This window comes from Methylomonas aurea, assembly GCF_024505045.1.
In the GTDB taxonomy this organism is placed as follows: Bacteria; Pseudomonadota; Gammaproteobacteria; order Methylococcales; family Methylomonadaceae; genus Methylomonas; species Methylomonas aurea.
This window is the reverse complement of the sequence record NZ_JANIBM010000028.1, coordinates 35449-58982: the sequence shown is the minus strand read 5'-3', so window position 1 is coordinate 58982 and position 23534 is coordinate 35449. Positions and strand designations below refer to the sequence as shown.

23 protein-coding genes and 1 riboswitch are annotated in these 23534 nt (G+C 56.3%); of the genes, 12 read left to right on the top strand and 11 right to left on the bottom strand.

The genetic code is table 11. From position 1 onward, the window contains the following. Window positions 1-118 precede the first annotated feature (118 nt). Window positions 119-910, top strand: a complete 792-nt coding sequence (locus tag NP603_RS16865) for a WecB/TagA/CpsF family glycosyltransferase (RefSeq protein WP_256612058.1) — start codon at window positions 119-121, stop codon at window positions 908-910. Between the two features lie 132 nt (window positions 911-1042). On the opposite strand, the gene bamJ is transcribed toward NP603_RS16865, so the two are convergent. Both bamJ and NP603_RS16855 read right to left on the bottom strand, forming a co-directional pair. Continuing rightward, entirely contained in the window at window positions 1043-1522 is a 480-nt protein-coding gene (gene bamJ, locus NP603_RS16860) for a BamJ family beta-barrel-assembly machinery protein (RefSeq protein ID WP_256612057.1), read from the bottom strand. A gap of 541 nt (window positions 1523-2063) precedes the next feature. Continuing rightward, window positions 2064-2654, bottom strand: a complete 591-nt coding sequence (locus NP603_RS16855) for a transglycosylase SLT domain-containing protein (RefSeq protein WP_256612056.1) — start codon at window positions 2652-2654, stop codon at window positions 2064-2066. 95 nt (window positions 2655-2749) lie between these two features. On the opposite strand from NP603_RS16855, the gene NP603_RS16850 reads away from it, so the two are divergent. Next, window positions 2750-3382, top strand: a complete 633-nt coding sequence (locus NP603_RS16850; RefSeq protein ID WP_256612055.1) for a PilZ domain-containing protein — start codon at window positions 2750-2752, stop codon at window positions 3380-3382. A gap of 101 nt (window positions 3383-3483) precedes the next feature. Here NP603_RS16850 and NP603_RS16845 read toward each other — a convergent pair whose 3' ends face one another. After that, window positions 3484-4827 (bottom strand): L,D-transpeptidase family protein, encoded by a 1344-nt coding sequence (locus tag NP603_RS16845; protein ID WP_256612054.1) that lies wholly within the window; start codon window positions 4825-4827, stop codon window positions 3484-3486. 350 nt (window positions 4828-5177) lie between these two features. Here NP603_RS16845 and apbC point away from each other — a divergent pair, with 350 nt between their 5' ends. Continuing rightward, window positions 5178-6269 carry an iron-sulfur cluster carrier protein ApbC gene (gene apbC, locus NP603_RS16840; protein WP_256612053.1) on the top strand — a complete coding sequence of 364 codons (1092 nt, stop codon included), beginning with the start codon at window positions 5178-5180 and terminating at the stop codon, window positions 6267-6269. Window positions 6270-6313: 44 nt separating this feature from the next. Here apbC and proB read toward each other — a convergent pair whose 3' ends face one another. The 4 genes from proB to rplU all read right to left on the bottom strand — a co-directional run bounded on the left by proB (window position 6314) and on the right by rplU (window position 9146). Further along, window positions 6314-7435 (bottom strand): glutamate 5-kinase, encoded by a 1122-nt coding sequence (gene proB / locus NP603_RS16835; protein ID WP_256612052.1) that lies wholly within the window; start codon window positions 7433-7435, stop codon window positions 6314-6316. Then, the gene (gene cgtA / locus NP603_RS16830) at window positions 7422-8480 is read right to left on the bottom strand and encodes an Obg family GTPase CgtA (protein WP_256612051.1); all 1059 of its coding nucleotides are present in this window, start codon (window positions 8478-8480) and stop codon (window positions 7422-7424) included. Before cgtA ends, proB begins: the two co-directional genes overlap by 14 nt. 78 nt (window positions 8481-8558) lie before the next feature. Continuing rightward, window positions 8559-8816 carry a 50S ribosomal protein L27 gene (gene rpmA, locus NP603_RS16825; RefSeq protein WP_256612050.1) on the bottom strand — a complete coding sequence of 86 codons (258 nt, stop codon included), beginning with the start codon at window positions 8814-8816 and terminating at the stop codon, window positions 8559-8561. An 18-nt stretch (window positions 8817-8834) separates the two neighbouring features. After that, on the bottom strand, window positions 8835-9146 hold the full coding sequence (gene rplU / locus NP603_RS16820) for a 50S ribosomal protein L21 (protein WP_256612062.1): 312 nt from the start codon (window positions 9144-9146) through the stop codon (window positions 8835-8837). Between the two features lie 203 nt (window positions 9147-9349). On the opposite strand from rplU, the gene ispB reads away from it, so the two are divergent. Next, window positions 9350-10354 carry an octaprenyl diphosphate synthase gene (ispB, locus tag NP603_RS16815; RefSeq protein WP_256612049.1) on the top strand — a complete coding sequence of 335 codons (1005 nt, stop codon included), beginning with the start codon at window positions 9350-9352 and terminating at the stop codon, window positions 10352-10354. On the opposite strand, the gene NP603_RS16810 is transcribed toward ispB, so the two are convergent. Together NP603_RS16810 and recD are read right to left on the bottom strand one after the other, a co-directional pair. Then, entirely contained in the window at window positions 10351-10764 is a 414-nt protein-coding gene (locus NP603_RS16810) for a hypothetical protein (protein WP_256612048.1), read from the bottom strand. The genes ispB and NP603_RS16810 overlap by 4 nt on opposite strands. After that, window positions 10761-12401 carry an exodeoxyribonuclease V subunit alpha gene (recD, locus tag NP603_RS16805; protein WP_256612047.1) on the bottom strand — a complete coding sequence of 547 codons (1641 nt, stop codon included), beginning with the start codon at window positions 12399-12401 and terminating at the stop codon, window positions 10761-10763. Before recD ends, NP603_RS16810 begins: the two co-directional genes overlap by 4 nt. A gap of 153 nt (window positions 12402-12554) precedes the next feature. Then, a riboswitch (TPP riboswitch) is annotated at window positions 12555-12660 on the top strand. 33 nt (window positions 12661-12693) lie between these two features. On the opposite strand from recD, the gene thiC reads away from it, so the two are divergent. The 8 genes from thiC (at window position 12694) to NP603_RS16765 (ending at window position 21002) form a co-directional block, all read left to right on the top strand. After that, window positions 12694-14562 (top strand): phosphomethylpyrimidine synthase ThiC, encoded by a 1869-nt coding sequence (thiC, locus tag NP603_RS16800; protein WP_256612046.1) that lies wholly within the window; start codon window positions 12694-12696, stop codon window positions 14560-14562. 167 nt (window positions 14563-14729) lie between these two features. Continuing rightward, window positions 14730-16445, top strand: a complete 1716-nt coding sequence (gene pilB, locus NP603_RS16795; protein WP_256612044.1) for a type IV-A pilus assembly ATPase PilB — start codon at window positions 14730-14732, stop codon at window positions 16443-16445. A 2-nt stretch (window positions 16446-16447) separates the two neighbouring features. Then, window positions 16448-17665 carry a type II secretion system F family protein gene (locus NP603_RS16790; protein ID WP_256612043.1) on the top strand — a complete coding sequence of 406 codons (1218 nt, stop codon included), beginning with the start codon at window positions 16448-16450 and terminating at the stop codon, window positions 17663-17665. 59 nt (window positions 17666-17724) lie between these two features. Beyond that, on the top strand, window positions 17725-18591 hold the full coding sequence (locus NP603_RS16785) for a prepilin peptidase (protein ID WP_256612042.1): 867 nt from the start codon (window positions 17725-17727) through the stop codon (window positions 18589-18591). 3 nt (window positions 18592-18594) lie between these two features. Further along, entirely contained in the window at window positions 18595-19206 is a 612-nt protein-coding gene (gene coaE / locus NP603_RS16780; protein WP_256612041.1) for a dephospho-CoA kinase, read from the top strand. After that, window positions 19203-19976, top strand: a complete 774-nt coding sequence (zapD, locus tag NP603_RS16775) for a cell division protein ZapD (protein WP_256612040.1) — start codon at window positions 19203-19205, stop codon at window positions 19974-19976. Before coaE ends, zapD begins: the two co-directional genes overlap by 4 nt. Further along, on the top strand, window positions 19976-20191 hold the full coding sequence (locus tag NP603_RS16770) for a DNA gyrase inhibitor YacG (protein WP_256612039.1): 216 nt from the start codon (window positions 19976-19978) through the stop codon (window positions 20189-20191). The genes zapD and NP603_RS16770 overlap by 1 nt, the downstream gene beginning before the upstream one ends. Window positions 20192-20216: 25 nt before the next feature. Further along, complete coding sequence (locus tag NP603_RS16765; RefSeq protein WP_256612038.1) at window positions 20217-21002, top strand: class I SAM-dependent methyltransferase; 786 nt, start codon at window positions 20217-20219, stop codon at window positions 21000-21002. A 40-nt stretch (window positions 21003-21042) separates the two neighbouring features. Here the strand turns inward: NP603_RS16765 and NP603_RS16760 are convergent, their stop codons facing one another. Together NP603_RS16760 and argJ are read right to left on the bottom strand one after the other, a co-directional pair. Further along, window positions 21043-21981 (bottom strand): Nudix family hydrolase, encoded by a 939-nt coding sequence (locus tag NP603_RS16760; protein ID WP_256612037.1) that lies wholly within the window; start codon window positions 21979-21981, stop codon window positions 21043-21045. A gap of 8 nt (window positions 21982-21989) precedes the next feature. After that, window positions 21990-23204 (bottom strand): bifunctional glutamate N-acetyltransferase/amino-acid acetyltransferase ArgJ, encoded by a 1215-nt coding sequence (gene argJ, locus NP603_RS16755; protein WP_256612036.1) that lies wholly within the window; start codon window positions 23202-23204, stop codon window positions 21990-21992. Between the last annotated feature and the right edge of the window lie 330 nt (window positions 23205-23534).

Sequence of the window (23534 nt, the reverse complement as noted above, 5' to 3'; positions counted from 1 at the left end):
GGTCTGATCAATCTAGGTCGAGCCGACGTTTTCTTTTAATCCAATTACTCTCCAGGTCGCGGTATTTACGCCCGTTGCCTTTCGTTGAGAGGTTTTTGTTGACTATATGGATTGCCTTATGGATCAAGGTTTAACGCCCCCTAAAACCGTAGCGGTGCTGGGGATCAAATTTCCCATTCTCACTTACGACAGTGCGTTGCAATTATTTCAATCCTGGATAGCCGGAGGAGCGGCGCATCAAGTTTGCATCGCAAACGTACATACGACGGTGGCCAGCCTTACCGACCACGAACTACGTAATATTTCCAACGCCGCATTGACGACAATGGACGGTTTGCCTTTGGTTTGGTACGCGAATTTGGTGCATCGGGCCAATATTCGAAGCCGCGTCTGCGGTCCGGATTTGATGCTGAAATGTTTGGACCACGGTCAAGCCCGAGGCTGGCGGCATTTTTTTCTGGGCGGTAAGGACGAGGTGCTGGCGGACTTGGTCAAGAATGTGTGCAGCCGTTTCCCGGAAGCCGATATTGTCGGTTGGCATTCGCCGCCGTTCCGGCCGTTATCGGAGGAAGAAGACAAGCAATTGGTCGATTTGATTAACGATGCCAAGCCCGATTTTTTGTGGGTTGGCTTGGGTGCGCCGAAGCAGGAAAAGTGGATTGCCTCGCATCTCGATCGGGTTAATGTTCCGGTGCAGCTTGGCGTCGGTGCCGCGTTCGATTTTCACTCCGGCCATATCAAGCGGGCGCCGCTCTGGATGCAGAAAAGCGGTCTGGAGTGGGTTTATCGTATGGCGAAAGATCGGCGCTTGATCAAGCGTTATTTTTCGACCAATCCGGTATTTTTGTGGCACTTTGCCAAGGATTTTTTGCTGGTCCGGATTTTAGGAAAACAGCCGGAGGCGGTTTAGGGGCAATGTCGTTAAGTTAGGAACAAACCAGCTTGTTCAAATTTTGTAGGAACAGGCTAAGCCTGCGACCGAAGGCGTTTGATCGCGGGCATGGCCCGCTCCTACCATCCGTAACTTAACGACATTGGGGGCTTAATTTACTTTGATCAGTTCCACATCAAAAATCAGCGCCGAGTTCGGGCCGATGTCGCGGCCGGCGCCGCGTTCGCCGTAGGCCAGGTTGGAAGGGATGAAGAAGCGGTATTTGGCGCCTTCTTTCATCAACTGGACGCCCTCGGTCCAGCCGGCGATGACTCTGTTCAGCGGGAACGTGGCCGGTGCGCCGCGGCTGTAGGAGCTGTCGAATTCTTTGCCGTCGATGGTGGTGCCTTTGTAGTGGACGGTGACGTTGTCGCTAGCTTTGGGCGACGCGCCGGTGCCTTCGGTAAATACTTGGTATTGCAGGCCGCTGGCGGTGGTGGTCACGCCGGGATTTTTGGCGTTTTCGGCCAGGTACTTTTCGCCGGCGGCTTTGTTTTCGGCTGGGGTGTTGGCGTTGGCCAGTGAGAACATAATAAATCCTGTGATAAATGCGATTAATGTGGCGATGATGCGTTGTTTCGTAGACTTCATGAATACTCCGGAAAGTTGCTGATGCCGTTGTTATTGATCCGGCCTTTAAATTGTTTTTACCGTTCGTGCCGAGCCAGTCGAAGCATAATCTCAATACCCAAGTGACAAGCCGCCAACGGATATTAACGGCACTTGGCTCGATCAATAAGCCAGGCCTATCGATTGGCGGTAACCTCTAAACATTATCCGTTGATGCTTTGATAAGTTCAGCACAAACGGCTAACACTTCGCTTTATAAAGCTTGGTGTTCTCAATTGATCCGGTCTTGTAAAGTTTTAACATCTGTTCGCCGTTACGCCCCGTGGGTATTGAGTCAGTCGAAATGCGGGTTGTGCTTCGACAAGCTCAGCACGAACGATTTAAACAACTAAGGGCCGGATCAATAAGTTAATCGAGGTGCAATTTTAGAGGTTTCCTGCCGAGCATTCCGTTCGGGCTGGTTCCTTCGGTTAGCTCGGTATCCAAAGGGCATAAAGGCGAACGGTATTTAAGGGCCGGGTTATTATGCATATCGGCATCGGTTAACGGGGTGGCTAGTGTATCAGTTTTTAGCTTCCAGCTCTTGTCGGCACCCGGCCAGTTGCGCGTCGTAGCGCAATGCCCGCTGATGCACTTTTTGCGCGGTATGCATCAGCCATTGTTTCGACAGGTAGGAGTTGCGCTGGAAGCCTCCCAGCCCTTCGTGGTAGGTCAAGTATAGCTTTTGCGCGTCCGAGGTCGGGATGCCGAGTTTGCGGTTGCTGGTGGCGCAATACCAAGCTACGAAATCGCAACTGTCGGCGAAGTCCTCGCGGTCGGCCCACCAGTTGCCGGCCTGCTTTTGATAGTCTGCCCAAGTTTCATCCTTGGCTTGGGGATAGCCGTACGCGCTGCTGGAGCGGAACCAAGGAATAAATCCTAAAATTACCGGCCGCGGAGGCTGGGCGTCGGCGACGAAGCTGGATTCCTGGTTGATGATGGCCATTTGTACTGCGATCGGCACACCCCAGCGGCGGGCGGAGTTTAAGGTGGCCTGGTACCAGTCTTCCTTTTCGCGGAAGATTTGGCAGATGTTTTCGGGGTTTTTCGGCGGTACGCTTGCGCAGGCCGACAAAACGGCTAAGCTTGCCAGACAAAAAAATTTGTTTAACATACCCGGTCTCAATCCATAACAAAAACATAAGGTCTTGCGCTGCTGCTTTCAGCGTTAGCAGCCTGTAAAGCACGCCGTCAGACAAGGATTACAGCATGTTCGCTACCAAAAACCGCGCCTACCGAAAAAGCCTTGCCAGCCACGGACTTTTGTACCTAGGCCAGGAGGAGCATGAAATCGTGGTGGTCAATCTGTCGATAACCGGTCTGTTGGCGCTATTAAAGGTCAAACCTTCGTTGGCCGGCATCAAAGACATATTTCGGGCCTTGCAAGTTTCGCCTATCGTCGATTTTTACCTGCCGGACATCAACTTGGCGGGCGAGGCGGAAGTGGTCAGGGCCGAGTCGGTCCACGCCGGATTCCAGATTGCGGTCGAATTCCGCAACCTGTCTTACGACGTCGACAATTTGCTCTACAGCCGCCGCGCATACCGGAAAAACATTTCGACTGCCGGCCATATCGTGCTCAACAACACCGATTATGCGTTCAATACCGAGAACGTGTCGATAGACGGCATCATGATCCGCATGCTGGGCAGGATCGAAGTCGCGGAAGGAACTATTGCCAGCTTCGATTTTCATGAACTCGGCGTGGAGGGCGAGGCGAAGGTGGTCTGGATTGAGTACGACGAAATTTCGACGCTGATGGGCTTGCAGTATTTGCATTTGCAGCGCGGCGAAATCGTCGGCGTGCCTAAATTTTCGCAGCCTGTTCTGAAGTTGGCCTAAAGACGCCCTTCTTGTTTCAGTAGGTGCCCGCTCAATCTGCAAAACTTCGCGCACCGCTTGGGCGGAGTCGGTGGTGCAATCCGCGGGCTTATTCTGCCGAGTCAGTTTTTCGCGGCTTGCCTCGGAGCCAGCGTGGTAACGTCCATATCGAAATTCTGTTTGATGCGTTGGGCGACGCTTTTCACTTCTTTCTTGTTCTTCAAAGGCCCCACCACGACTTGATAATTGCCGTCTTTGGCGACTTTGCGAGCCGGGATCGGCGGACCCTGGTGGTTCAGCATCGCCGCCAATTTCTGCGCATCGGTTTCGTTGTCGAAAATGGCGGCGAGAATAGCCCAATCGTTATCGCTCAATTCCGATGGAATTGGTTGGCCGTATAGCCGATCCGGACGGGCCAGCGGAATTGCGTTGGCTTTCAGTTCCGCCAGGTCCGGGCTGCCGGCCAGTACCGGCGTGGCAATGCCGTCGGCTCGCTGCAGGATGCGGTCGGTCTTGCTCCAATCCACCTCTGCGCCTTTGGCGGCGGCCAGTTGTTGTAGTTTCTTACGAATGTCTTTTTGCAACTGCTTTTTTTGCTTCTCCCATTTGTCCAGCGGCGGATGCGCTTCCAGATACAGCATGTCGTCGCGCCAGGCTGCCAGATAAGGTTGGTGGACGATATTGACCTGCGTGCCTATCTCGACCTTGCCGAACAGGGTTTCGATGTCTTCCGGGTAGAGTTGCACGCAGCCGTGGCTGACTTGCATGCCGATGCCGTAGGGTTTGTTGGTGCCGTGGATCAGGTAACCGCTGAAACCCAGCGGCATGGCGTAATCGCCTAGAGGGTTGTCCGGCCCCGAGCGCACGACTTTGGGTAACGGCGTGCCTTGCGCTTGGTGTTCCCGTTGGATCGATGTCGGCACGGTCCAGTCGGGATTGGCTTTCTTGGCGACGATCTGGGTTTGCCCCAGCGGCGTATGCCAGCCTTGACGGCCGATGCCGACCGGGTAGGTCAGCACGCTGTTGGTCGCGTTTTTCGGGAAATAAAACATGCGCATGTTGGCCAGGTTCAGCACGATGCCCTTGCGTGGAGCGTCCGGCAGAATGAAGCTGAGCGGCAGCAACACGTTCTGGCCCGAGGACAACGTCCAGGGATCGACACCGGCATTGGCGTTGGCGATGTCGTTGAAGCCCAGGCCGTAGTGGCGGCCGATGTCGGACAGCGTGTCGTTTTCGGCGCTGGTGATGCTGGCCAACTCGCCGACCATGTTTTGGCCCGGGTTCAGGCTGAATTCGTGTATCGGTACGTCTTCGGCTTTGCTGTTCCAGACGATGGTTTCCGGCTCGGGCTGCTGGAAAATCTGCAAGCTTTGGCAGCCTGACAGCAATTGGCTCAATAGCAGTGCCGAGATGGCTAACGCTTTGGGCGATGCGATGCGGTTTGGCGTGGCGGCGGGTCGAGTCATGTGTCTGTTAAATGTTCAAAATCAGGTGGTTGACACTAAACGATGCAAATTAAAGTCAGATGAGGCCGTAATTAAGAGCGAATTAAGATGAATAAATTTAATCTCAAGTATTAGGTTATTTCTATAACTTTCTATTATAAAAGTAAAATTTATTTTTTATGTTGCTGTGGTTTGTTTGAAGTGATGACGTTAAGCCGTCGGCTTGGCGATGCAACGGCTTGAGGCGACCGGATGTGTGGCAACTTGGTTTGCGGGCAATGTTTGTCGGGCCGGCGCAGGAGAAAGGGCTTGAGCGGTTGTGAATTCGCAGTAAACTACTCGGTTATTACCTATTTGATCCGGAGTTTTGCATGGCGAGCATTGACAAGGCGGTTGTCGAGAATTTACTGAAAGGTTTCATCGATCCGAATGTCGAAACCGACCTGGTTTCGGCCAAATCGGTCAAGAAGATCATTGTGGAAGGCCAAGATGTCAGTGTGGCGATCGAACTGGGTTATCCGGCCAAAAGCTATCTGGAAGAATTGCGGGAAACGTTGACGCAGCGCCTGCAAGCCCTGCCTGGCGTGGGCAAAGTCGATGTTGTAGTCAACGTCAATATCGTGTCTCATGCGGTACAAAAAACGCTGAAGCCACTACTGAACGTTAAGAACATTATTGCAGTGGCGTCCGGCAAGGGGGGCGTCGGCAAGTCCACCACGTCGGTCAATCTGGCGTTGGCGCTGGCCGCCGAGGGTGCCAACGTCGGCATTCTCGATGCCGATATTTACGGACCGAGCATTCCGACCATGCTGGGTTTGTCCGGTAAGCCGGACAGCGAGGACGGCAAAATGCTGAAGCCGAAGATTTCCTTCGGTATCCAGACCATGTCCATCGGTTATTTGGTCGATCCCGACCAGCCCATGATCTGGCGCGGACCGATGGTGACCGGCGCGCTACAGCAGTTGCTGACGCAGACCCAATGGGACAGCGTGGACTATTTGATCATCGACCTGCCGCCGGGCACCGGCGATATTCAACTGACGCTGGCGCAACAAATTCCGGTCAGCGGGGCCGTGGTCGTCACCACGCCGCAGGATATCGCGTTGATCGATGCCCAGCGCGGTTTGGGCATGTTCGAAAAGGTGAATGTGCCGATTCTGGGACTGGTCGAGAACATGAGTATGCACATCTGCAGCAATTGCGGACATGAGGAAGCGATTTTCGGCCAGGGCGGCGGGGTGGCGATGGCGGCGAAAAACAAGGTGGATATGCTTGGTGCATTGCCCTTGGATATCCATATCCGCGAATATGCCGATAGCGGTCGACCGTCGGTGGTGGCCGATCCGGACGGGCGGCCGGCGCAAATTTACAAAGCCATCGCCCGCAAAATGGCCGCCAAATTGGCAATGCGGACCAAAGATTACAGCGGCCGTTTTCCGAACATTGTGATTCAGAATACTTAAGCTGGTGTCAGGCCGGCTTGGCGACTTTGCCAATCCGGCCCGTTTTAGATCAAGACCAGATTGTCGCGGTGGATCAGTTCGGCGTCGTCGGCGTAGCCGAGGAGCGCTTCGAATTCGCTACTGGCTTTGCCGGCAATTTTGGCGGCGTCTTCGGCGCCGTAATTGATCAGGCCGCGGGCGATTTCATTGCCCCGCAGGTCGAGGCAGGACACTAAATCGCCGCGTTGGAAGCCGCCATTAACGGCTTTGACGCCGACCGCCAGCAGGCTTTTGCCGGCTTCTTTCAGGATTTTGACGGCGCCGTCATCCAGAGTGACGCTGCCTTTGAGCTGTAATTGGCCGGCCAGCCATTGTTTGCGCGCCGCCAGTGGCGCGATGTTCGGGATCAGGTAGGTGCCGAGTTCGGCGCCTTCGAATACCGCCGGAATCACGTTGTCGATCTTGCCGGAGACGATGACGGTGGCGGCGCCGGAACGCGCCGCCAGACGCGCGGCGCGCACCTTGGTGTACATGCCGCCGCGACCCAGGCCGCTGATGCTGCCGCCGGCAACTTCATCCAGCAGGCTTGCGTTGACGCTGATTTCCGCAATCAGTTTGGCGTCCGGATTCAGGCTGGGATTGGCATCGAATAAACCGGTCTGGTCAGTTAGGATGATCAACAGGTCGGCTTCGACCAAGTTCGCGACTAAGGCGCCCAGGGTGTCGTTGTCGCCGAAGCGGATTTCTTCGGTGGCGACCGCGTCGTTCTCGTTAATCACCGGCACTACGCCGAATTGCAGCAGGGTCAGCAAGGTGCTGCGGGCGTTGAGGTAGCGTTGGCGGTCGGATAGATCATCGTGGGTCAGCAGCACTTGGGCGGCGAGCAGTTCGTGAAGCTGGAATTCGTCTTCGAAGCGGCGCACCAAGCCCATTTGTCCGACGGAGGCGGCAGCTTGCAGTTCGTGCAGGGTCTTGGGGCGGGCTTTCAGCTTTAAACGCACCATGCCTTCGGCGACGGAGCCGGATGAGACTAACACCACGTCGACGCCGCGCTGCCTGAGTGCGGCCATTTGCGCGACCCAGTTGGCGATGGCGGGCTTGTTCAGGCCGCGGCCGCCGTCGGTAAGCAGGGAGCTGCCGATTTTGACGACAACGCGTTTGGCTTGGCAAAAATCAGAACGGCTCACTGGGCAACTCCTGTTGCGTATCTTCTGTGCGGGCTCTTTGTTGTTCCAGGAAATCCATGATGGCGTACATCAAGGCTTGGGTGCCCTGGTTTTTCAGGGCGGAAATCAGAAATACCGGCCCGGTCCAGCCCAATTCGGCGATGATGCTTTGGCTGAGGGCGTCGACTTCGTCGTCCGGCACGTTATCGATTTTATTCAGCACCAGCCAGCGTGGCTTGTGCGCCAGTTCGTCGCTCCATTTTTCCACTTCGCGAATGATCTTGCGGGCGGCGCTGACCGGCGTTTCGTCGCTTTCGTAAGGGGCGATGTCCACCATGTGCAACAGCAAACCGGTGCGTGACAGGTGTTTCAAAAACTGTAAACCCAGGCCGGCGCCTTCGGCGGCGCCTTCAATGACGCCGGGGATGTCGGCGATGACGAAACTGCGCAGGTCGTCGACCCGTACTACGCCCAAATTGGGATGCAGCGTCGTGAACGGATAATCGGCGACTTTGGGCCTGGCCGAGGATACGGTGCGAATCAGGCTGGACTTGCCGGCATTCGGCATGCCGAGTAAGCCAACGTCGGCGATGACCATCAATTCCAGGCGTAGCATGCGATGTTCGCCGGGCGAGCCCTTGCTGGTCTGTTGCGGGGCGCGATTAATGCTGCTTTTGAAGCGGGTGTTGCCCAGGCCGTGAAAGCCGCCTTTGGCTACCAGCAATTGTTGGCCGGGTTTGGTCAGGTCGCCGATTTTCTCGCCGGTGTTGGCTTCGTAGACTATGGTTCCCGGCGGTACCGCGACGAAGCAATCTTCGCCCTTTTTGCCGGTGCAATCGCGGCTGCCACCGTTTTCGCCGCGTTGGGCGCGGTGCACGGAGTGGTAGCGGAAATCTACCAGGGTGTTGACGTTTTCGGTGGCGACCAGGTAAACGCTACCTCCGTCGCCGCCGTCGCCGCCGTCCGGGCCGCCGAGGGGGATGTATTTTTCGCGGCGGAACGAGGCTTTGCCGTTGCCGCCGTCGCCTGCTTCTACGCGGATTTCCGCTTCGTCAACAAATCTCATAATCTACCGGTATAAACAAAAAAGCCCCGCTATGAAACGAGGCTTTTCGGGTCGAATGTGCCAAGGCACAATCAGAATTTACGCTGCTGCAATACTGACGTATTTACGGTTTTGCGGGCCTTTTTCAACGAAAACCACTTTGCCGTCGGTCAGGGCGAACAAGGTGTGGTCTTTGCCGACACCGACATTGTCGCCAGCGTGGAATTTGGTGCCGCGTTGGCGAACCAGGATGTTGCCAGCCTTCACGACTTGACCGCCGAAACGCTTGACGCCCAGGCGTTGAGCATTGGAGTCGCGACCGTTGCGGGTACTACCGCCTGCTTTCTTGTGAGCCATTTTCTATCCTCGGATAAGTTATGCCGAAATGCCGGTGATTTGCACTTCAGTGTAATATTGACGATGACCTTGTTGTTTCATGTGGTGCTTACGTCTTCTGAATTTGATGATTCTGACTTTTTTGTGCCGGCCTTGAGAGACTACGGTTGCAGTCACTTTGCCGCCTTCGACGTAAGGCTGACCTACTTTTACAGAGTCGCCGGATTGAACCATCAGCACTTTGTCGAACTCAACGCTGTCGCCGGCGCCCAACTCAAGTTTTTCTATTTTTAAGGTAGTACCCTCTGCGACTCGATACTGTTTACCACCTGTTTGAATTACCGCATACATCAGCGTAAGCTCCATCAAGCATAATCTGTTAAAAGTGAACAGCAGATTATATTTTTTAACAAGGTTTACGTCAAACCTAAATTACTGATAGTAATACAGCGGTGGTGCCGTTTCGGTCGAGTGCTATTGACACTATCTGCGATTATTCATAGCATGACCGGTTATTTACGTCACGCGTCGACAGGCGATTAGCCCAAAACTTCATGATAGCTAAAGTTTCAACGCCAGCTTCAGCCCCTATAGATTTCGATTCGATTAAAAATTTAACCACCGCCGAGACTCTGGCCGTCGACCGGTTGATTTTAAACGAACTGAGCTCCGATGTTGTGCTGATCAATCAAATCGGTCACTACATCATCGGCAACGGCGGTAAGCGGTTGCGGCCGATGTTGCTGTTGCTGGCGGCAAAGGCCCTGGGTCAGATCGACGAGCGGCATTTGACGTTGGCAGCCGTGATCGAGTTTATCCATACCGCTACCTTGTTGCACGACGACGTGGTCGACGAATCCGAATTGCGGCGCGGTAAAGAGTCCGCCAATGCGGTTTGGGGGAATGCGGCCAGCGTCTTGGTCGGCGACTATTTATATTCCAGCGCGTTCGAAATGATGGTGCGGACCGACAACATGCGGGTGATGGACATCATGTCCAAGACCACTACCGCAATCGCTGAAGGCGAGGTATTGCAGTTGTTGAACTGTAACAACCCGGAGACCAGCGAAGCCAAATACCTGGAAGTGATCGCCCGTAAAACCGCGATTCTATTCAGCACCGCGACTCGGTTGGCGGCAGTGGTTTCTGGGGCGGATGCCGCCACCGAAGACGCTTTGGCGGTTTACGGCCAACAACTGGGTGTGGCGTTTCAATTGATCGACGACGCTTTGGATTACAAGGCCAATAGCGAGGAGTTGGGCAAAAATCTGGGCGACGATCTCGCCGAGGGTAAGCCGACCCTGCCGCTGATTTACGCCATCCAGCACGGCGACGAGCGCCAGTCGCAAATCGTGGTCGACGCGATCCGGCAGGGTTCGCGCGAAGCTTTCAACGAGGTTTACGAGGTCGTGAAAGCTACCAATGCGATCGAGTATACCGAACAATGCGCCGAGCGCGCCGCGGCACTGGCGATTGCCGCATTGGATTGCCTGCCGGATTCAGAATACAAACAGGCCCTGGAAGCGCTGGCGCACTTTTCAGTGCAGCGCAGCCACTAACCTTCATCAGCGTCTTCTGCTAGTGCCAGCAGTTGCTGGACGCTCTCCGAAAGCCCCGCATACAGCGTCTCCGATTTTTCCAGCAGTTGTTGAAAAAATCGGCCGGCCTCCCCTTCCGCCAGATTGGCCTGCGCCGTAAATAGGCGCTCTTCAAGCAGACTGATCGCGTCCAGATCGGCAAAATCTCCCAGTCTGGCCAGTTCTGGCGATTGAGCCAGAACCGAAGCCGCTTCGGTTTTATGTGCATCGGATATTCGTTCGGCGATCGTGACAGCGCAATCGCTAATTTGGCTGGCCGTTTCGAATAAACCTTGTAAAAGCTCCAAGTCTGCACTCAAGAACGCTAACCGGTCCGCTGCGGTTTTGATGTCGGCCAGTAAGCGTTTGCTGCGTTTTTTGATCGATTTCATGGGCTTGATCCGGATGCGTAAGTTTTTAATTTTGCGGTCAGGCCGCTGTGTCTGACGACGCGATGGCGGATGCAAGCCTCGAAAATGGTTTGGCTCGCACTGACGGCTAATGATTGCTTGGCGCGGGTGATTGCCGTGTACAACAGTTCCTTGCTCAGAACCGGATTAACGGCGTCGGGTAACGCAATCAATATGTTTTCGAACTCCGAGCCCTGGCTTTTATGTATCGTCATCGCAAACACCGTCTCCCAGGGCGGCAGGCGGGCCGGTAACAATTTACGGAATTGCTCGCCGCGCGGGAAAAATACCCGAAGCTGGCCGCCGTGTTCCGGGTCGTTCAGGCACAGGCCGATGTCGCCATTGTAGAGTTGCATGCTGGCGTGGTTGGCGGTAATCATGACCGGTTTGCCGGCGTACCATGCCGCTCCCGGCCGAATTGTGCCGCGGTTTGCCAGCTCCAGCTCTACCCGCCGATTGATCTCGCCGACCGAGTTATGCCCGCGTTGGTTGCTGCAAAGCACCCGAAAGCGGTTGAACGCGGCGAAAATTCGAGCCGGGTCGGCGCCGTCCGAAATTGCTTGCAAATACTCGGCATAATTTTCGATGATCCAGTCGATCGGGTCGCCGTTCAGGCGCCGCACTGCCGGATTCGGTTCCTGCAACAGTTGCCAGGCTAGATCGGCATCCTGGCGGTTGACGGCGACGGCCAGTTGTTTGATGCGGCCTTGAAACCGATGCGATTTTTGCAATTCCACCGTGCGTTCGGCCAGGCCGGCGGAAAGGTCGGCCAAGACCGAGCCGGACTCGACCGAGGCCAGTTGGTCTTTGTCTCCCAGCAAAATCAAGCGCGACTCCGGTTTCAGTGCGTCGACCAGTTTACTCATCAGCGCCAGATCGACCATCGAGGTTTCGTCCACCACGACGACATCGTACGGCAGCGGATTGCCGGCATCGTGACGGAAATATGGCGTGGGAGGCTTGGCGCCGAGCAGGCGGTGCAACGTGTTGGCCTGCTCCGGAATTCGGGTTTTCACGTCGGCGGCGCAATCCAGCCCGGGTTTGTTGGCGACGATCGACTCTTGCAGGCGCATCGCGGCTTTGCCGGTGGGAGCGGCCAGCGCGATATGTAGCGCTTGGCGGCTGGTTTCCAGCAATAAGGCCAAAATTTTCAGCACCGTGGTGGTTTTTCCGGTTCCGGGGCCGCCGGTAATGATGCTCAAGGCCTGGCCGACTGCCGCTTCTGCTGCGGTTTTCTGCCAATCGATTTCGTTGCCTTGGCTCGGGAAATAGCGTTCCAGGTGAGCTTCGAGATGTCCGGTATCGAATTGTTGCCGGGTCAGCGCCCCGAGTTGCCGAGCCAGGCGTTCCTCGTAATGCCAGTAGCGATGTAGATACAAGCGGTCGGCTTCGGCGATCAAGGGCGTCACCCGGTCCGCCGAGGCCAGGCCGGAGGCCAGCACGATTTCCCGGTCTTCCGCGCCGATCGCGATGCAGCTATGGCCGGCGCCTTGTTGGGCCGATAACTGCAGCAGCAAGGTTTCGAAACGGTTTTTTTTCGAGCCGCTCAAGCGGCTGCGTTCGGCGAGGAAGCGGGCGAATCCGCGGTCGAGATCGGTGAAGGCTTGTTCGTCGGTCATGGCAGAATGGCTGGCTAGGTGTCGGGTATCATAGCAATTTGCCTGCGATTGGCGGCGGCGCGATAAAACCTATTGTTTTATAAGCTTTTTACGCTAATCGTTGCGTTTTCCGAGCTTGCAATTGGCGGGATTATCATTTAACGTACCGGCTACCTAAAAGGCTAGGGGTGTTTCCGCCCAATTCCTGAGCGGAAGCTGAGAAAAACCCTTCGAACCTGATCCGGTTAATGCCGGCGTAGGAAAGCCAATCCTTCCCTGCGCTCGCGATTTATTCTGATTTTTGGAGATAAGCATGAGCGCTGTCCGCAATGAAATTACTACCGACACCGGCAGTAGCATAAGAATCGATTCCTACCCCGCCTCGGAAAAAGTCTATATCCAGGGCAGCCGCGCCGACATGCGGGTGCCGATGCGGCAGATCAACCTGTCCGATACCCCGGCCCATTTCGGCGCCGAGAAAAATCCGCCGATTTTCGTCTACGACACTTCCGGCCCTTATACCGATCCCAACGTCGACATCAACCTGCACCAAGGCTTGGGTTCGGTGCGCGGCAAATGGATAGAAGAACGCGGCGACACCGAAGTGCTGAGCGGCCCGACCTCAAAATACGGCCACGAGCGGCTGCACGACCCCAAGACTGCGCATCTTCGTTTCGAACTGACCCGCAACCCGCGCCGCGCCAAGTCCGGCCACAACGTCAGCCAGATGCACTATGCCCGCAAAGGTATCATCACGCCCGAGATGGAATACATCGCCATCCGCGAGAACCAGAATCTGGAAGCGATGCGCGACCGTTACCAAGGCCAGCATCCGGGTTTTTCCTACGGCGCCAATATCCAATCGTACATTACTCCGGAATTCGTCCGTTCCGAAGTCGCGCGCGGCCGCGCCATCATCCCGGCCAATATCAACCACCCGGAACTGGAGCCGATGATCATTGGCCGCAATTTCCTGGTCAAGATCAACGGCAACTTGGGCAATTCGGCGATCACTTCCTCGATTGAAGAAGAAGTCGAAAAAATGCTGTGGGGCATCCGTTGGGGTGCCGATACCATCATGGACTTGTCGACCGGCAAAAACATCCACGAAACCCGCGAATGGATTCTACGCAATTCGCCGGTGCCGATCGGCACTGTACCGATCTACCAAGCTCTGGAAAAAGTCGACGGCAAGGCCGAGGAACTGACCTGGGAAATTTTCCGCGACACTTTGATCGAGCAAGCCGAGCAAGGCGTCGACTATTTTACGATCCACGCCGGCGTGCGCCTGCACCATGTGCCGCTGACGGCCAAACGCCTAACCGGCATCGTCTCGCGCGGCGGTTCGATCATGGCCAAATGGTGTTTGGCTCATCATACCGAGAGCTTCCTCTACACGCATTTCGAAGAAATCTGCGAAATCATGAAAGCCTACGACGTATCGTTCTCGCTGGGCGACGGCCTGCGTCCGGGCTCGATTTACGATGCCAACGACGCCGCCCAGTTCGGCGAATTGGAAACACTGGGTGAACTGACTCAAATCGCCTGGAAGCACGACGTGCAAACCATGATCGAAGGCCCCGGCCACGTGCCGCTGCAAATGATCAAGGTCAATATGGACAAACAGCTGGAAGACTGCTTCGAAGCGCCGTTCTATACCCTGGGTCCGCTGACCACCGACATCGCTCCCGGCTATGACCACATCACCTCGGCGATCGGTGCCGCCAACATCGGTTGGTACGGTTGCGCGATGCTGTGCTACGTGACCCAGAAAGAGCATCTGGGCCTGCCCAACAAGCAGGACGTGCGCGAGGGCATCGTCACCTATAAGATCGCCGCTCACGCCGCCGATCTTGCCAAAGGTCATCCCGGCGCGCAGATTCGCGACAACGCGATGTCCAAGGCTCGTTTCGAATTCCGTTGGGAAGACCAGTTCAACTTGGCGCTGGACCCGGAAAAAGCCCGTTCCTTCCACGACGAAACCCTGCCGAAAGAATCGGCCAAGGTCGCCCACTTCTGCTCGATGTGCGGCCCGCATTTCTGCTCGATGAAAATCACTCAGGATGTGCGCAACTACGCCGAGCAAAAAGGTTTGGAAGAAGCGGAAGCCTTGAAAATAGGCATGGAAGAGAAGTCCAAGCAGTTCCTGGAAGAAGGCGCCGCGATTTATCACGAAGTTTAAGTCGCTAGAAATCGCAGCCGCCATCATGCGCGGCGGCTGCGCTCCCCTTTCGCATCTGTCCCCCCGCCGTCAGCCGGTCAATACGTAGCGTCGAGTTTGGATAAAATCCTTACTTCATCTATATTTGCAGCACAAAGCTGCAGTAAAACCAATCTTGACCTTTTTTCATGGCGACAGCACCTTCCAACATTCATTTCAGCGGTCTGGTTAAGTGCCTGATTCAAAAGGGGCTGCTGACCGAAGAGTCGGCCGCGACCTGTTTGCAGGAGGCGCAAAAGCGCAAACAGGCGTTTATCAGTTACCTGGTCGAACACAAATACGCGGATAGCAAAACCATTGCGACGCTGGCTTCGGCCGAATTCGGCGTGCCGTTCCTCGATCTGGACGCGATCGATCCGTCGTTTTTGCCGATCAAAATGGTCAGCGAAAAATTGATTCGCCAGCACCATGCGCTGCCCTTGTTCAAACGCGGCAACCGCTTGTTCGTCGCGACGGCCGATCCGACCAACTTCCAGGCTCTGGACGAGATCAAGTTCCACACCCGGCATAACACCGAAAACATTCTGGTCGAAGAAGACAAGTTGATCAGGATGATCGACACGGCGCTGGAAGCCGCCGATACGTCGATGAAGGATTTGCTCGACGACGATCTGGATAATATCGATATTTCCGCCGGCGACGAGGTCAAGCCGGCAGAAGAAACCACCGGTTCGGATATCGACGACGCGCCTATCGTCCGCTTCGTCAACAAGATTCTGCTGGATTCGATCAAGCGCGGCGTTTCGGATATTCACATGGAACCGTTCGAGAAGCGCTTCCGCATCCGCTTCCGCGCCGACGGTATTCTGTCTGAAGTAGCGAGCCCGCCGGTCGGTATCGCCAACCGGATCATCTCCCGGCTGAAAGTCATGTCGAAAATGGACATCGCCGAACGTAGGGTGCCGCAGGACGGACGGATCAAGATGCAGATTTCGAAAAACCGCGCCATCGATTTCCGGGTCAATACCTGTCCGACCTTGTTCGGCGAAAAAGTGGTATTGCGGATTCTCGATCCGACCAGCGCCCAAATCGGTATCGAAAAACTCGGTTTCGAACCCGAACAGCAGAAAAACTTTCTGGAAGCGATCCACAAACCCTACGGCATGGTGCTGGTAACCGGCCCGACCGGTAGCGGTAAGACGGTATCGCTATACACCGGCCTGAATATACTGAACAGCGTCGAGCGTAACATTTCCACTGCGGAAGATCCGGTCGAGATCACCGTGGAAGGCATCAACCAGGTTAACGTCAACCCCAAAGCCGGTCTGACTTTTGCCGAAGCGCTCAAGGCATTCTTGCGTCAGGACCCGGACATCATCATGGTCGGCGAGATTCGCGATTACGAAACTGCCAGTATTGCGGTCAAAGCGGCGCAAACCGGTCACTTGGTGTTGTCGACGCTGCATACCAACGACGCACCGCAAACTATCAACCGTCTGGTGCAAATGGGCATAGAGCCGTTCAACATCGTCTCGGCGGTGTTGCTGATCATGGCGCAACGTCTGGCGCGGCGCTTGTGCGAGCATTGCAAGAAAGAAATGGATTACCCGGAAAGCGCGCTGGTCTCGGCCGGTTTCAAAAAGGAGGAACTCGGCAGCTTCAAGATTTTCGGTCCGGTGGGCTGCGAACATTGTAACAACGGCTATAAAGGGCGAGTCGGTATTTATCAGGTGATGCCGATCACCGAAAAAATGCGGGCCTTGATCCTGCGCGGTGGCAATGCGATGGAGATGGCCGAATTGTCGCGCAGCGAGGGCATTAACGACCTGCGCGCCTCCGGCCTGTTGAAAGTCCGCCAGGGCATTACCTCGCTGGAAGAAATTGACCGCGTTACCACGGAATAACCATGGCAAAACAAGAAGAGCAAATCGAGTTTAACTGGGACGGTTTCGACAAACAGAACCGTAAGACCAAGGGCACCATCAGCGCCAAGAGCGAGGTGATCGCCCGCGCCGAATTGCGGCGGATGGGCATCCGGGTGATCGGCATCAAGCCCAAGGCGAAACCGTTGTTCAGTCCGCGGGTGCAAAAAATCACGCCCGGCGACATTGCCGTCTTTGCCCGCCAATTGGCGACCATGCTGGCGGCTGGCGTGCCGTTGGTACAGTCGTTCGATATCATCGGCAAGGGCCACGACAACGCCAGCATGTCGGAAATGCTGCTGTCGATCAAAGCCGACGTCGAGGGCGGCGATACGCTGGCGCAAGCGTTGGGCCGCAAGCCGCTGTATTTCGACGCCTTGTTTTGCAATCTGGTCGAAGCTGGCGAGCATGCCGGGGTATTGGAAACCCTGCTGGATAAGATTGCCACATATAAGGAAAAGACCGAATCGATCAAGAAAAAAGTCAAAAAGGCCCTGACCTATCCGGTAGCGGTATTGGTGGTGGCCTTCATCGTTACGGCCATTTTGTTGGTGTTCGTGGTGCCGGTGTTCGAGGATTTGTTTAAAGGTTTCGGCGCCGATTTGCCGGCTTTTACCCAATTCGTCATCGAGTTGTCGGCCTGGGTGCAGGAATGGTGGTGGGCCGTGGTCGGCGTGCTGTTTATAGGCGGCTACACCTTCATGTATTTCAAGAAACGCTCCAAGGCGTTCAACCATTTTCTGGATCGGCTGTTGCTGAAAATTCCGGTGGTCGGCATGATTTTGCAGAAATCGGCGATTGCCCGCTTCGCAAGAACCCTATCGACCATGTCGGCCGCCGGTGTGCCGTTGGTCGAAGCCTTGGTGTCGGTGGCCGGTGCTTGCGGCAATATCCTATTCTACGATGCGGTAATGAGAGTGCGCGACGACGTCGCTACCGGCCAGCAACTGAAGTTTGCCTTGGAAACCACCGGCATATTTCCGAATATGGTGGTGCAAATGGTGGCCATCGGCGAGGAATCCGGTTCGATCGACGCCATGCTGGATAAGGTCGCCGATTTTTACGAAGAAGAGGTCGATAATCTGGTCGATAACTTGAGCAGTTTGATGGAGCCGATCATCATGGTGATCTTGGGTATTTTGGTCGGCGGTTTGATCGTGGCAATGTATTTGCCGATCTTCAAATTGGGCGCCGCTATCTAACGTGTTGCCGGTTCCGGCCTGTTACAGGCGGCGGAGCCGGCTAATCTTTCCTGCTTACTATGTTGTCTAATGCCTTAGCACAATCTCCCGGTTTTTTGATCGGAAGCGTTTTAGTACTCGGCCTGCTGGTCGGTAGTTTTTTGAACGTGGTGATTTACCGGCTGCCGTTAATGATGCAAGCCGCTTGGCGGCGCGAATGCCGCGAATTCCTGGAATTGCCGGCCGAAGCTCCGGCTGAACGTTTCGATTTGTTATTGCCGGCTTCGCACTGTCCGGCGTGCAAAGCCGAAATCAAAGCCTACCAAAACATCCCGGTCCTGAGCTATTTGCTGCTCGGCGGCAAGTGCGCCAACTGCGGTAGCAAAATCGGCTGGCGCTATCCCATGATCGAGGCTTTCACCGGCATCTGTTCGGCGCTGGTCGCTTGGCGATTGGGTTACGGCTGGGCGCTGGCGCTGGCGTTGCCGTTGACCTGGTGCCTGATCGCCTTGAGCTTTATCGACATCGACCAGCAATTGCTGCCGGACTCCATTACGCTGCCTTTGGTGTGGCTGGGCTTGCTGCTCAGCGTGTTCGGCATTTTCGCCGACAGCCGCGACAGCATCGTCGGCGCGGTGGCCGGTTATTTGAGTTTGTGGAGCGTGTACCACGGTTTTAAATTATTGACCGGCAAGGAAGGCATGGGCTACGGCGATTTCAAATTACTGGCCGTATTCGGAGCTTGGCTGGGCTGGCAATACTTGCCGTTGATCGTATTGTTGTCTTCGCTGGTCGGCGCAGCGGTCGGTGTCGCGATGATCGTGTTCTGCCGGCGCGATGCGGCCAAGCCGATTCCGTTCGGGCCGTATCTGGCTATGGCCGGCTGGCTGGCGTTGTTGTGGGGCGAACAGATCAATGCCTGGTATCTGCGGCTTGCAGGTCTGTGACCGATGTTGAAAGTCGGTTTGACCGGCGGCATCGGCTGCGGCAAAACCACGGTATGCCGCTTGTTTGCCGAACTGGATGTGCCGGTGGTGGATGCCGATTTGATCGCCCGCCGCCTGGTGGAGCCGGGCGAGCCGGCCTTGCAAGCCATCGTCCAGGCATTCGGTGCCGACATGTTGAAAACCGACGGCAGCCTGGATCGGCCCAAATTGCGCGAGGCGATCTTTGCCGATCCGGAGCAAAGGCGGCGGCTGGACGCCATCATGCATCCGCGGGTCTATGCCCGCATCGCTGCCGACGTGGCGGCATTGCACTCCGATTACTGCCTGATTGCGGTGCCGTTGCTCCTTGAATCGAAAAATCCGTATGTTGTGGACCGGATCCTGGTCGTCGATTGCCCGCAACCCGTGCAGATCGAACGGGTCGTAACCCGGGACAAACTCAGCGCCGAGCAGGCTCAGGCCATCGTCGCCAGCCAGATGCCGAGGCTGGAACGGCTGGCCCGCGCCGACGACGTGATCGACAATAGCGCCGGGCCGGAGCTGCTTGCAGAACAGGTTAAAAGCCTGCACAATTCCTACATTTTTTTAGCCACCGCCAGGACACCATCGGCTTGAATACACAAATAGTCTACGAATTTCCGCTCAACGAACGAATTCGTGTGTTTATGCGCTTGGAGCAGCTCTTTCAACAGCTCAGCCATTTTATGTTGGGCGCTTCCGTGTTCGACAAACGCGCCGCCATCTCCGTCTTGTTGGATATTCTGACCATCTTCAGCCGCAGCGATCTTAAATCCGAATTGATCAAAGAATTGGACCGCCACACCAAGGTGTTGAACCAATTGGCCCATAACCACGGCGTCGACGACGAAAAACTGCAGGAAATTCTGGCCGACTTGAACCAGGCCAGCCGCAATTTATACAGCGCCAACGGCAAGATCGGTATCAGCGTGATGGAAAGCGATTTGTTTCAGAGTATCTCGCAGCGCAATTCGATACCCGGTGGCAGTTGCTCGTTCGATCTGCCGGCGTTTCATTACTGGTTGGAGCAGGACGAAATCGAGCAGCAAAAGGATTTGGAGCGCTGGACCCAACCGTTTGTCGATATTCGGGTGGCGATCGACCTGATTTTAGGCTTCATCCGCCAAAGCAGTATTCCGACCCCGGAGGTTGCCAAAGCCGGTTTTTTTCAATTGGCGCTCGACAACAAAAACCATCCGGTGCAGTTGCTGCGCGTGGCTTTGCAACCGGAGCAGCGCTGTTTCGCCGAGATCAGCGGCGGCAAACACCGCTTCAGCATTCGCTTCATGATCCCGTCGGCCGATGAGAACCGGCCGTGCCAAACCCAGGACGATGTCGAATTCCATTTGACCCGCTGCATGTTCTGATGGCCGCGCAGTCCCCGCCGCAAGTCGCCTGCCCTACCTGCCGTAAACCGGTGGCCTGGGTTGCCGCCGAAAAATTCAAACCGTTTTGCTCGGAACGCTGCAAGTTGATCGACCTTGGCGATTGGGCGACCGAAGCGCACAAGATTCCCGGTCCGCCGGTCTGGGATAACGAAACTCCCGGCCGGTCGGATGCCGACGACGGTCAGCCGTTTTAATTTCACTCCAGCAACATAAAGACCGATGAAGCAGTACTACGACCAAGCCTTTTACGATTCGCAAAAGACCGGCAGCTTGCTGTCGGCCGAACAATATCTCGGTTACCTCTGGGGTTTCCATGCGCCGCGCTCGGTCGTCGATCTGGGCTGCGGTGCCGGCACCTGGCTGAAGGCGGCAGCGGATTTGGGCGCGGAAACAGTGGTGGGCTACGATGGCGTCTGGAATAGCCAGCAGAATATGGTCGACGCCAGAATCCGCTTCAATCCGGTCGATCTGAACCAAACTGTTTCCGTGCCGGAAAGATTCGAGTTGGCAATGTCGCTGGAAGTGGCCGAGCATCTGGAACCGGCCGTGTCGGAAAATTTCGTCGAGTCGCTGGCGGCCTTATCCGACGTGGTGTTGTTCGGTGCGGCCTACCTTGGCCAGGGCGGGACCAACCATATTAACGAACGTATGCATAGCGATTGGGGGGCGATGTTCCGCCAGCGCGGCTACGCGATTTTCGATCTGTTCCGGCCGGTGTTCTGGGGTAAAGCCGGCATCGATACCTGCTATGTACAGAACACCTTCCTGTACGTGAACAAAGCCCATCCGTTGTACCGGGACTTGCTTGGTAAGGGCTTTCATGAACTGGAGAATTTGGCGTTTATGAATTGCGTGCATCCCGAGCTGTACGAAGTCGCGAAAAAGCGCGGCCGGACGTTACGGGAAAAGATGAACCGGTCGCCCGGTGCGTTGCTGGCTTCCATCGGCAAGGAACTGCGCAGGGCCGGCAGAAAAATCGGCAATCGCCTGTCCCGGCGCGGTTAGCCGGCCGGCCCGATTTGGCATTAGCGGCCGTGAGGCCGCTTCAAGCCAAAAAGCTGCTGATGCCGGCTATACCCTGAGCGCCGGCGGCTTGCGCCCGCACCAAATCCTGCCGGCTCAATCCGCCCAAAGCGAAGACCGGCAAGTTGGCGTTCTCCAGCAGTTCGCTGAAGCGTTGCCAGCCTAAAGGCGGCGTGTCGGGGTGCGATGCGGTCGGCATGACCGGCGCCAACACCGCAAAATCGACCCCAATCGCCAGCGCATGCTGCAGTTCCGCTGCAGTGTGGCAAGACGCTGCGACCCAGCGCATTCCGGCCGGGCGTCGATCCAGTCTTAGTAACGCCCGGCTGCTCAAATGGATGCCTTGCGCCTGACTAATATCCAAATCCAGATCGGCATTGACCAGCACTTCGACGGCATGGTGCCGGCATTGTTGCAATACCCGTTCGAGCACGGTTTGTTTGTCGTTTGCGGTTAGCGTTTTGGCCCGGAATTGCACTAATTTGACGCCGCTGTCGATTATGCGTCGGCAATTCGTCACGATCGATTCCGCATCTGCGCCTTCCAGGATGGCGTAATACGCCGGCAGCCGCGCGGCGGCGATGATAGGCAGGTTGGCGGCCGGAAAGGCGAAGTCGGAAAGCTGGTAGGCGCTAACCCATTGCATGGCCTGGCCTTCGCAGGGCCGGGCTTCGCCGCTGAACGAGTTGACGTTCCAGACGTCCAGCAACACCCGGCGGTCGCCGTAATCGTGGTGGATTTTGATCAAAGGCTCGGCTGCGGCGACCCGAATCCCGACCTCTTCCTCCAATTCCCGGGCTAGAGCCTGCAGCACCGGCTCGCCGGGTTCCAGCTTGCCGCCGGGAAATTCCCACAAGCCGCCCTGGTGGGCGTGTTGAGCGCGTCGGGCGATCAGTATCCGGCCGGACGTGTCGCGAACGACGCCGACCGCGACGTGAACCACGTTATTTGGCTGGAGCATGGGCGGAATTAAGTGCGGTATTCGGCGTTGATTTTGACGTAATCGTAGGAGAAGTCGCAGGTCAACACCTGTTCGCTGGCCGTGCCGCGGCCCAAACGCACCGTGACGTCGATTTCCTGCTGGCTCATGACCCGCTGGCCGTCCTGTTCGGTGTAAGACGGCGCGCGGCCGCCGTTTTCGACGATGCAGACCGTACCCAGGTAAATCTCGATTTTCTCCAACTCCATATTTTCGACGCCGGCCCGGCCCACGGCGGCCAATATCCGGCCCCAGTTCGGGTCGCTGGCGAAGAACGCGGTTTTGACCAGCGGCGAATGGGCAATGGTTTTTGCCACTTGCAGCGCTTCGCCGCTGTCGTGGGCTTGCTCGACGATGATGCGCATCAGCTTGGTGGCGCCTTCGCCGTCGCGAATGATCAACTCCGCCAGCCGTTTGCAGACCGAGGCCAAGGCTGCGCTGAACGTCGCCAGATGCTCGCTGCCCGGCAGAATCTCCGGCGCGTCGCTGCAGCCGCTGGCCAATACCACGCAGGCGTCGTTGGTCGAAGTATCGCCGTCGACGGTGATCCGGTTAAACGATTGCTCGACCGCCGTATTCAGGCACTCTTGCAGCAGACCCTGCTCGATTTTGGCGTCGGTGGCGATAAAGCCCAGCATCGTCGCCATATTGGGCTGGATCATACCGGCGCCTTTGGAAATGCCGGTAATGGCGACCGGATGGCCGCCGATGTCGAGCTTCAACGATGCGCCTTTCGGAAAGGTGTCGGTGGTCATGATTGCTCGCGCCGCCCGGTCCCAGTGCGATTCCGCCAGATTGGCGACCGCGGCCGGCAGCGCCGCCGCCAGTTTTTCCACCGGCAGAGGTTCGCCGATCACGCCGGTCGAAAACGGCAGCACTTGCTGCGCCAGCGCATCGACTTCCCCGGCCAAACCGGCGCAGCAAGCAAAAGCGTCCTGCAAGCCTTGTTTGCCGGTGCCGGCATTGGCATTGCCGGAATTGACCAGCAGCCAGCGCGGGTTCATCGGCAAATGCGCCTTGGCGACCTGTACCGGCGCCGCGCAAAAGGCGTTTTGGGTGAATACCGCCGCGCAACTGCCGCCTTCGGCCATTTCGATGACCAAGATGTCGTCGCGCACGGTTTGTTTGATGCCGGCGTTACTGGAGCCGAGTTTGATGCCTTTTACGGCATGCATGGTGGGGAAGTCGATTTGTCCTACTGCCATTGGTGTAACCTGATTTTGATTAGTCGCTTTAGTTTGTGTCGCTATCGCGACGAGTGTTTTAATGTCGGTTCGCGGACCGACAGCCGCGATACTTTCTTTTGCGTCGCCAAAAGAAAGTATCCAAAGAAAAGGCGACCCGGACGTCGCTTAGCTCACTCGGCACATCCATGTGCCTCGCCCTACGGGTGCAATGCATGCAAATCGGCTATCCTGCCGATTTGTCCTGCGCTCCTCGCTTTCGACGGGGATCGACAGAAGGGGCTCCTGCCCCTCTGTCGATGTGCGGCATCCATGCCGCACCCCTGCGGGCTGTTCCCGCCGAAAGCTCCG

Bases quoted from the DNA above. Each gene is read 5' to 3' on its own strand.
- NP603_RS16785 (WP_256612042.1), top strand. From the start codon at position 17,725: ATGTTGTCTAATGCCTTAGCACAATCTCCCGGTTTTTTGATCGGAAGC.
- NP603_RS16790 (WP_256612043.1), top strand. From the start codon at position 16,448: ATGGCAAAACAAGAAGAGCAAATCGAGTTTAACTGGGACGGTTTCGAC.
- cgtA (WP_256612051.1), bottom strand. From the start codon at position 8,480: ATGAGATTTGTTGACGAAGCGGAAATCCGCGTAGAAGCAGGCGACGGC.
- coaE (WP_256612041.1), top strand. From the start codon at position 18,595: ATGTTGAAAGTCGGTTTGACCGGCGGCATCGGCTGCGGCAAAACCACG.
- NP603_RS16865 (WP_256612058.1), top strand. From the start codon at position 119: ATGGATCAAGGTTTAACGCCCCCTAAAACCGTAGCGGTGCTGGGGATC.
- ispB (WP_256612049.1), top strand. From the start codon at position 9,350: ATGATAGCTAAAGTTTCAACGCCAGCTTCAGCCCCTATAGATTTCGAT.
- NP603_RS16770 (WP_256612039.1), top strand. From the start codon at position 19,976: ATGGCCGCGCAGTCCCCGCCGCAAGTCGCCTGCCCTACCTGCCGTAAA.
- recD (WP_256612047.1), bottom strand. From the start codon at position 12,401: ATGACCGACGAACAAGCCTTCACCGATCTCGACCGCGGATTCGCCCGC.
- pilB (WP_256612044.1), top strand. From the start codon at position 14,730: ATGGCGACAGCACCTTCCAACATTCATTTCAGCGGTCTGGTTAAGTGC.
- bamJ (WP_256612057.1), bottom strand. From the start codon at position 1,522: ATGAAGTCTACGAAACAACGCATCATCGCCACATTAATCGCATTTATC.
- argJ (WP_256612036.1), bottom strand. From the start codon at position 23,204: ATGGCAGTAGGACAAATCGACTTCCCCACCATGCATGCCGTAAAAGGC.
- NP603_RS16765 (WP_256612038.1), top strand. From the start codon at position 20,217: ATGAAGCAGTACTACGACCAAGCCTTTTACGATTCGCAAAAGACCGGC.
- NP603_RS16855 (WP_256612056.1), bottom strand. From the start codon at position 2,654: ATGTTAAACAAATTTTTTTGTCTGGCAAGCTTAGCCGTTTTGTCGGCC.
- NP603_RS16845 (WP_256612054.1), bottom strand. From the start codon at position 4,827: ATGACTCGACCCGCCGCCACGCCAAACCGCATCGCATCGCCCAAAGCG.
- apbC (WP_256612053.1), top strand. From the start codon at position 5,178: ATGGCGAGCATTGACAAGGCGGTTGTCGAGAATTTACTGAAAGGTTTC.
- NP603_RS16850 (WP_256612055.1), top strand. From the start codon at position 2,750: ATGTTCGCTACCAAAAACCGCGCCTACCGAAAAAGCCTTGCCAGCCAC.
- NP603_RS16810 (WP_256612048.1), bottom strand. From the start codon at position 10,764: ATGAAATCGATCAAAAAACGCAGCAAACGCTTACTGGCCGACATCAAA.
- NP603_RS16760 (WP_256612037.1), bottom strand. From the start codon at position 21,981: ATGCTCCAGCCAAATAACGTGGTTCACGTCGCGGTCGGCGTCGTTCGC.
- thiC (WP_256612046.1), top strand. From the start codon at position 12,694: ATGAGCGCTGTCCGCAATGAAATTACTACCGACACCGGCAGTAGCATA.
- rplU (WP_256612062.1), bottom strand. From the start codon at position 9,146: ATGTATGCGGTAATTCAAACAGGTGGTAAACAGTATCGAGTCGCAGAG.
- rpmA (WP_256612050.1), bottom strand. From the start codon at position 8,816: ATGGCTCACAAGAAAGCAGGCGGTAGTACCCGCAACGGTCGCGACTCC.